Here is a 1,189-nt window from a genome sequence, read left to right as displayed (position 1 = left end):
GGCGACGGGGGTGTACCGCGGCGGCGAGGGGGACGGACGAGGCAGCTTCCGGTCCGCGGTCGCGGCACCGTCGTCGTCGAACGATACGCCTTTGCGCCGCGGCGACGACCGTTCGCCCGTGACCCGATCGCAGACGCGCGTCGACGCCCACGTCAAGGTGCTCGACGACGAGGTCGTCGCCCGCGCGAAGGCCCGCGGGATCGACGCGCTCGTGTACGCGCCGCACTTCACGCGCCTCCCGACGATCCGCGAGCGCGCGACGCGGCACACCGACGACGAGCTGACCGTCGTCCCCGCCCGCGAGGTGTTCACCGGCGACTGGGGGAACCGGCGGCACCTCCTCGTCTTGGGGCTCTCCGACCCGGTCCCCGACTACATCACCTTCGAGGGCGCGATGGCCGAGTTCGAGCGCCAGGACGCGGCCGTTCTCGTCCCCCACCCCGGCTTCGCCACCATCTCGCTCACGCGCCCCGAGGTCGACGCGCACGCCGCGCGGCTCGACGCGATCGAGACGTACAACACCAAACTCCTCCCCCACCAGAACGCCCGAGCCCGCCGGACCGCGGAGGAGACCGGCTGCGCCGGGTTCGGCTCGTCGTACGCCCACCTCACCGGCACGGTCGGCGAGGCGTGGACCGCCTTCGAGGGCCACCTCGACGACGCCGAGGCGGTCGTCGACGCGTTCCGCGAACGGCGTCCCCGGACGGTGATCCACCGCGGCGGCGCCGGCCACCAGCTCCGCGGGCTCGTGGAGTTCGCGCACCTCGGCTACGAGAACACGTGGGCGAAGCTCGACCGGATGTTCCTCTCCGGCAACGAGCCGACCCTCCCGTCGAACGTCGCCTACGAGGGCCGGTTCGACGACGTGAGCGTCTACGAGTAGCGAGCGGCAGTTCGCCCCGCGTTCGGCGGGTGACACGCGTGTCCCCGCCCACGTTATACGGGTCGAAGCCCACGTAACAGACATGAATCAGCTCGTGAACGGCGAGTGGCGCACGGACACCTACGAGGCGACGGACGAGGAGGGCGCGTTCCAGCGCGGCGAGACGACCTTCCGGAACTGGGTCGCGGGCAGCGAGGTGCCCGACCACGTCGACGCGGAGCCGGACGAGCGCTTCCAGCCGGAGGCCGGCCGGTACCACCTGTACGTCTCGTACGCTTGCCCGTGGGCGCACCCGACGCTGCCCGC

1 protein-coding gene and 1 pseudogene are annotated in these 1,189 nt (G+C 72.2%); both read left to right on the top strand.

The genetic code is table 11. From position 1 onward, the window contains the following. The first annotated feature begins 91 nt into the window (after positions 1–91). Positions 92–883, top strand: coding sequence for a PHP-associated domain-containing protein (locus U4E84_RS17975; protein ID WP_322533436.1), 792 nt, complete (start codon positions 92–94; stop codon positions 881–883). Positions 884–965: 82 nt separating this feature from the next. After that, positions 966–1,189, top strand: a pseudogene (locus tag U4E84_RS17970) (glutathione S-transferase family protein); the annotation flags it as partial.

It is taken from the genome of Halorubrum sp. AD140 (assembly GCF_034497445.1).
GTDB lineage: Archaea > Halobacteriota > Halobacteria > Halobacteriales > Haloferacaceae > Halorubrum.
The sequence above is the reverse complement of the archived record's forward strand: the minus strand, read 5'-3'. Positions and strand labels throughout refer to the sequence as shown.